The sequence below is a fragment of the Victivallis sp. genome (assembly GCF_048170485.1).
Lineage (GTDB): Bacteria > Verrucomicrobiota > Lentisphaeria > Victivallales > Victivallaceae > Victivallis.
The window spans coordinates 1-7,077 of the sequence record NZ_DBEXAY010000220.1 but is presented as its reverse complement, the minus strand read 5'-3'; the positions used below and the strand labels follow the sequence as shown (position 1 = coordinate 7,077).

Genomic DNA, 7,077 nt, shown 5'->3' with positions numbered 1-7,077 from the left:
TCATTCTTTTTCGTTGAAAAACATTGCCGCCGAAGTCGTCGCCGGTTATATTGACCGGAAACAGAACAAGGAGACCGAAAGAATGCAGAACCGGAAACTTCAGGGAATCATCGTACCGCTCATCACTCCGTTGGCCACCCCGGAAACCATCGACCGCGCCGGAACCTGCCGGATGGTGCGCCGGGTGATCGAAGGGGGCGTCGACGCCGTTTTCCTGCTCGGCTCGACCGGGGAGGGGCCGGCTCTCTCCCTGCATGCCCGGTGTGAATTCATCGAGACCGCCGTCGAGGCGGCGGCCGGAGCGGTGCCGCTGCTGGCCGGAATCTCCGGAGCCTCCGGCGTCGAGGCGATCGAGGCGGGGAAGTTCGCCGCACGGAGCGGTGTTTCGGCGGTGGTGGCGGCTCCGCCCTGCTATCTGCCCGCTTCAGAGAAGGAGTTGCTGGTCTACTATGAACGGCTGGCGGGGGAGATCGGCCTGCCGCTTTTTCTCTACAACATGCCCGCTCTCACCCGGGTGAATGTGACGCCGGAACTGGCCGTGAAACTTGCCGGAAGAGAGAACATCGCCGGATACAAGGACAGCTCCGGCGACCTCGACGCCTTCCGCCGCGCCGTCACGCTTCTCGGGGGGCGGCCGGATTTCTCGCTTCTCATCGGGCCCGAACATCTGACGCTTGCGGCACTGCGGATGGGCGGCGACGGCGGCGTCAACGGCGGCGCGAACCTCCGCCCCGAACTCTTCGCCGCTCTCTGCCGTGCGGTGCGGGAAGGGGCAGCGCCGGAGCGCATCGACGCTCTGCAGAAAGAGATCGTCGAACTCGGCCGCTTCTACGCCACTGCGCCCGGCACTCCGGGGGTGATTCGCGGTCTCAAGTATGAACTTGCCCGGCTCGGGGTGATTCAAAATCAGCTCGCTTTTCCCGCCCTGCCGCTTGTCGATGCTCCCTGGTGTTCAGGTCATTGATTGCTTGCGATAAAAAAGTACCGTTTTCCGCTAAAAAACAGGTTGACGACAGGAAAAATGCGCCTATAGTAACTCCAAAACGGCTACGAGGGGAACCGGATTCGGCCGGTTCCACCGACAGAAGGAGGGTTCGGCCATGAATCTCGGCGTGCAGTACTATCGCGCACCTTTCCCCAATGAAAAATACTGGGAGGAGGACTTCCGCAAAATCCGCGAAAGCGGCCTCAATACCGTCCAGCTCTGGATCAGCTGGGGCTGGGTGGAAGCCACTCCCGACCGTTTCGTCTACGACGATTACGACCGCCTTGTCGAATTGGCGGAAAAGCATCACCTCGGCCTCGTGCTGAGCACCATCGCCGAGATCCAGCCCAACTGGATCCACCGCGTGGTGCCGAACTGCGAACTGGTCGACAACCGCGGCAACCGCATCCGTTCGGTGGCGCGCTGTGAACATCACTTCGGTCTTACGCCCGGAGGCTGTACCGACCACCCCGAGGTGTGGCGCCGGATGGCCCGCTTCCTCGAAACGACCGGAAAACGCTATGCCGGGCTCAGCCATCTGCGCGGCTGGGATGTGTGGAACGAACTCCGCTGGAATGTCCACGCCGACGCGCCGGTCTGTTACTGTGAACACACGCTGGCAGCCTTCCGGAGCTGGCTGAAGGAGCGTTTCGGCTCTCTCGACGGACTCAATGCGGCGTGGAAGCGGCGTTACGCCGACTGGGCCGACGTCGATCCCGGCCGCGGCCCGGACCTCCCCTATACGGAGATGATCGCATTTCAGGAGTTCATCTGCGCCCGGGCGGCGAATCATGCCCGCAAACGGTACGAAATTCTCAAACAGGTTGACCCGGTGCACGCGGTCACCGCCCATGCCGCCGAACCCTGTCCGCTGATGGCGGGCTGTCCCACCGAGTTCGCGATCAACCGAGGCAACGACTGGGCGCTGGCCGAGGTGCTGGACGGCATCGGCTGTTCCAGTTTCCCGCAATGGGCCGGCATCGACGACGCCGACTTCGGCATGCGCATCGATATGGTCCGTTCCGCTGCCGGGAAGAAGAAGCTCTGGCTGAGCGAACTTCAGGGCGGCCGCGCCGCGATCGGATTTGAAATTTACGGCAAGGTCCGCGCCAGTCAGCAGCAGCGCTGGCTGTGGAACGGCCTCGCGTCCGGCGCCGACACTCTGCTGATCTGGTGCTGGCGCGACGAGGTGTTCGGGCGGGAGTCGAGCGGATTCGGCCTCAACGGCAACGACGGATTCGCCGCTGAACGGCTCGACGCGATGAAGGTCACCGGCGGACTGTGGGAGAAACATGCCGCACGTTTCAACCACTACCGCCCCGCACCCGCCGAGGTCGGCATCCTCTTTTCGCCGCAGAGCTATTTCCTCGACTGGGCGCAGGAGGCGAACGCTGCAAGAATGCGGGATTCTCTGACCGGATACGCCCGCGCATTGACCCGCAATTCCATCCCCTGCCGGTTCCTGGAGGCGACCCGCACGGAATCGTTCCGGGAGTGCAGGATCCTTTTCCTGCCCCGGGTACCGGTTCTGGATCCGGAGCAGGAGGAGGCGTTGCTCGATTTCGTCCGGGAAGGGGGCGTGCTCTTCACCGAATCCGAAGTCGGGGCCTTCTCCTCCGCCGGATTCTACCGCTATCCCGAAGAGCGCTTCACCGCTCCGGCCGGCGTGACTGAAATCGGCCGCCGCACGCTGGAGGAAGCGTGGATTCCGGTAGAGATCGCCGGATTCAGCTACCGGTTGCAGGCGGATCAGTGGCTCACGCCCCCGGCCGGAGCCGCGCCGGGTGAATTTTTCGCCGTGCGGGAGTTCGGCCGCGGCCGTATCGTCTATTGTGGCACCTATCTCGGCAACGCCTACCGGCGCGCGCCCTATGCCGATTTCGAGCGGATGATCCGCGATCTGGTCCGGCAGGCGGGGGCGGCTCCGGCGATCGAGGTGATTTCGCCCGCGCCGGAACCGGAGAATTTTCTCTACCTCAAATACGGAGAGAGCGAGGGGAAGAGTCTGCTCTTCGTCTTCTTCCCGCCGAAGACGCCGACGGCCGAACTGCGGATCGGCGGAGAATATTTCCGTTCCGGCCATGCCGTCGAACTTTTCACCGGCCGCGAGTACGAGATCCGGAAAGGGAAACTCGTCGTGGAGCCGGGGCAGTTCCGGATTGCGGTGCTGGCGGAGCCGTGACCGCGGTGGAAATCCGGGGCGGATGATGCTATGTTATGTAAAAAAGCATCATTCAACTCCGGATTTTCACTACTATGGACTTCATCAAGATCACCAGCGCTCAGAACGATTCGATCAAGCATGTCATCAAACTGCGCGACCGCCGCCCGCGGGAAAAGGAGCAGCTTACGGTGCTGGAGGGGTATCGGGAACTCACCCGTGCCCGCGAATACGGCATGGAGCTGGTGGAGTGTTTTTTCTCGCCGGAACACTTTCTGGGGAGCAACGAGTTCCCGCTGCTTGAGGCGCTGGCGAACGAGGGGGTCCGGGTGGTGCAGGTGGCGCCGTTTCTGCTCGAGAAGATGGCCTACCGCGAACGGCCGGAGGGGTTGATCGCCATCGCGAAGATGAAGCGCCATACGCTGGCGGATCTGCCGCTTCGCCCGAACGGTCTCTATCTGGTCGCGGAAGCGGTGGAGAAACCGGGCAATCTCGGTTCGATGCTCCGCAGTGCCGACGCCGCCGGAGTGGATGGCTTCATCATCTGCAACAAATGCACCGACCTCTACAATCCGAACGTGATCCGCGCCAGCACCGGGGCGCTCTTTTCGGTGCCGCTGGCGGAGGCGGAAAATCAGGAGGCCTACGACTGGCTGAAGCGAAACGGCATCCGGACTCTGGCCGCGACGCCTCACACCGACACGATCTACACCGACGTCGATATGACGCAGTCGATTGCGATTGTGGTGGGGACCGAGCAGACCGGGCTTACGGAACTCTGGATGAAACACTCCGATCTGCCGGTGCGGATTCCGATGCTGGGGAAGATCGACTCCCTCAATGTCGCCACCGCCACGACAATTCTGCTCTACGAAGCCGCGCGCCAGCGAAACTGGAACCGGTGAACCGAGGGGCGTTTCACCGGGGTGCGTCCTGCAATTTTCAACTTGTCGCACCACGTGCAGGAACGAGGTCTGTCTGTCAATTTTCTGCAGGTATTTCCCGGTCATTTCATTGTCCTGACAAGTTTGATCAGGAGAAAACTCGGCTTTTGGGGGTCGGCATGTCAGTTTTGCTGGATGCCGTATTGTCAGAAAAATCCATTTTTTTGTCATGGGAATACATTTAAAATTCGCCTGCCGGATGTATATTGACAACACAAAAGAAATCTCAACCGAGGTGGATTATGATTCTCCAGTCTCCGATCATTCACCATGTGGATCTTCTGCTTGTCGGCGGCACTCTCCACGCCGTCGCGACGGCATGGAAACTCAAACAGCAGGGGTTCCGGGTTTTCTGCATTACTCCATTCAGTTATTTCGGCGAGGATCTCTGCTCGACCCTCGATCTTTTTGCCCCGAAGGGCAGGGAATATCGCGAACTCTTCGGGACTGGCGACAGTTTGCTGCCGATGAAGATCAAACACACTCTCGACCGGAAATTCATCGACGCGGGGATCGACTATCTTTTTCAAACTCATCCCGTTCAGATTGTGTATGACAGGAACGGGATTCCCGCCGGAATGCTTGTGGCGAACCGGAGCGGGTTTCAGATCATTGCGGCGAAAGTGATTCTGGATGCGACGGACCGCTCGCTGGTTCTGCGTCTCGCCGGTGCTCCATTCCTGCCGTTTCAGCCGGGAGTTTACCCGGTCGATCTGAACGTTATCGGGGAGGTCGCCTGCCGTCCCGACCTGTGGATCCATCCCTGTGAGGGGACGGTTGCCGACGGCGGGAAAGAGTATCCGGTGGTCCGGGTTACGAAAGAGATCGAATTCCGGGAGAACTCGCCAGCCGCTCTCGCCAGAGCCGCCGTGGCGATCCGGCGCGCCGTGTGGCATCCGGATACCGTGGAAATCGCTGATCGCTGCCGGTTCCATCTCGGCGACGGTCTCGCGGAGTGCTATCGGCCAACGCCGGCCTGCCCGATTGCGGAGGCCGCCAGGAGCAGCGTGGAGGAGATTGCGGAACTGCTCAAACAGTGCAGACCGGGAAAACCGGAGTGTTTTCACGCCCGATCGCGAAATGGGGCGTACGACATTGTTCGAAAAGATAAATTTTTCCGGTTTCAGGATTGCGAGACGGTTGATTTTGATCTCAACACGCTTCCGGAACTGGCAAACTGCGACGTCCTGGTCGCCGGCGGAGGAACCGGCGGCGCCGCCGCCGCAATCAGCGCGGCGCGAGCCGGTGCGGAAACGATCTGCACGGAGACTCTGGATGTTCTCGGCGGCACCTGCACCGCCGGCCGCATCGGGACCTACTGGTTCGGAAACCGGGTCGGCTTTACAAAGGAGATGGATCAGGGAATTTTCCGTATGGGCGACCACCCCGACTTCGATGTGGAACGCGGGCAGACCAACACGCAGTGGAAACGCCAGTGGCTTCTGGAGCAGGCGGATGACGCCGGTGTCCTGCTGCTTTTCGAAACCATGGTCGTCGCAGCAGCCGTCAAAGAGAACCGGGTCTGCGGCGCGGTGGTCTCCGGTCCGTGCGGAACGGGAATCATTTTCGCAAAAGCGGCCGTCGACGCCACCGGGAACGCCGATCTCGCTGCCGCGGCCGGAGCGGAAACTGCTCCGCTGGTTACCGACGAGGTCGCCGTTCAGGGCGCGGGATTGCCGGAGAGCTCATTGAATGTCAGTTATGCGAATTCCGACTTCACGTTCATCTGCGATTCGGACGTCGTGGATGCCACCAGAGCATTCACCATGTCACACGACAAGTTCCGGGACGCATTCGACGGCACGCAACTGCTCGATACGCGGGAACGGCGGCGCATCATAGGGGAGATTGTTCTTCAGCCTCAGGATTTTTTTGCCAACCGGATGTATGACGACACCATCACCATCGCCATGAGCAACTTCGATACCCATGGATTTATTCTGCATCCGATGTTCATGCTCAAACCGACCGAACATCAGCCCTATTATGCCAAAGTCCCCTTCCGTGCACTTCTGCCGCGCGGTCTGGAAGGCATTCTGGTCACGGGGCTCGGAGTCAGTGCTCATCGCGACTGCATGCCGTTGATCCGCATGCAGCCGGATGTTCAGAATCAGGGGTATGCCGCCGGACTCGCCTGCGCCATGTCTGCCGCGTCGGATACTCTGTTGCGCGCACTTGATCTGAAACTTCTTCAGCGAAAACTGGTTGACAAGGGGATTTTACCGGAATCCGTTCTTGCCGAGTACGATTCCATCGGTACAATCGCGCCTGACGACAGCCACTATGAGCTGGCCTCCATCTTCCTCGACCCGGCAAAGGCCCTGCCGCAGTTGCGTCGGCGGTTCGCGGAAAAACCGGATCTTCATACCGCCCACATACTGGCGTTTCTCGGGGATTCCTCCGGACGGACGCTTCTGGAGCAGGCAATCGCCTCCCGCGACTGGGATCAAGGTTGGAATTACACGGGGATGGGGCAATTCGGTCGCTCCCTCAGTGAACTGGACAGTCTGCTTATGGCGCTTTCGCAGATCGGTGGAGAGGTGGATCTGGTTCTGGATAAACTCCGGAGTCTGACCTCCGACCATGCATTTTCCCATATTCGCGCGATCAGTATGGCGCTGATGCGTCATCCGGATGCACGGGCTGTTCCGGAACTGGAACGCCTGCTGGATCTTCCTGGAGTGACGGGACATGCGGTAAGAACTCTGCAGGACGCGCTGGATTCCAACCGGGCGGAACGTAACGACACCTCGGTTCGGAACAGCCAGCTGAAAGAGCTTTATCTTGCGAAAGCGCTCAAGGCCTGCTGCCCGAATTCCGCGAAGGCGGATGAAATCCTTGCCGCCTATGCCGACGGGATGCAGGGATATTACGCGCTCTATGCGTTGCAGGGGGAGGGGAGGACTGAGCCGGTGGATTCCGCGGCGTGGCCCGGCCCGGAGGCGGAATGTTGAACCAGAAACGTTCCGGGAGGCTTGTAAAGCAGA

General features: G+C 60.6%; 4 protein-coding genes. All 4 read left to right on the top strand.

Features of this window, described 5'->3' with window-relative positions; genetic code table 11:
• Nucleotides 1-964 (top strand): dihydrodipicolinate synthase family protein (locus tag ACMLHG_RS11445; protein WP_417170582.1); only part of this gene is annotated, 964 nt, incomplete at its 5' end.
• Nucleotides 965-1,100: 136 nt separating this feature from the next.
• Nucleotides 1,101-3,167, top strand: coding sequence for a beta-galactosidase (locus tag ACMLHG_RS11440; RefSeq protein WP_417170581.1), 2,067 nt, complete (start codon nucleotides 1,101-1,103; stop codon nucleotides 3,165-3,167).
• Nucleotides 3,168-3,241: 74 nt separating this feature from the next.
• On the top strand, nucleotides 3,242-4,051 hold the full coding sequence (locus tag ACMLHG_RS11435) for a TrmH family RNA methyltransferase (protein ID WP_294437292.1): 810 nt from the start codon (nucleotides 3,242-3,244) through the stop codon (nucleotides 4,049-4,051).
• A 281-nt stretch (nucleotides 4,052-4,332) separates the two neighbouring features.
• Nucleotides 4,333-7,044, top strand: coding sequence for an FAD-dependent oxidoreductase (locus ACMLHG_RS11430; RefSeq protein ID WP_417170580.1), 2,712 nt, complete (start codon nucleotides 4,333-4,335; stop codon nucleotides 7,042-7,044).
• Nucleotides 7,045-7,077: the final 33 nt, after the last annotated feature.

What these genes read in the sequence shown, in the direction of transcription:
- ACMLHG_RS11430 (WP_417170580.1), top strand. Translation starts at nt 4,333, where the DNA reads ATGATTCTCCAGTCTCCGATCATTCACCATGTGGATCTTCTGCTTGTC.
- ACMLHG_RS11435 (WP_294437292.1), top strand. Translation starts at nt 3,242, where the DNA reads ATGGACTTCATCAAGATCACCAGCGCTCAGAACGATTCGATCAAGCAT.
- ACMLHG_RS11440 (WP_417170581.1), top strand. Translation starts at nt 1,101, where the DNA reads ATGAATCTCGGCGTGCAGTACTATCGCGCACCTTTCCCCAATGAAAAA.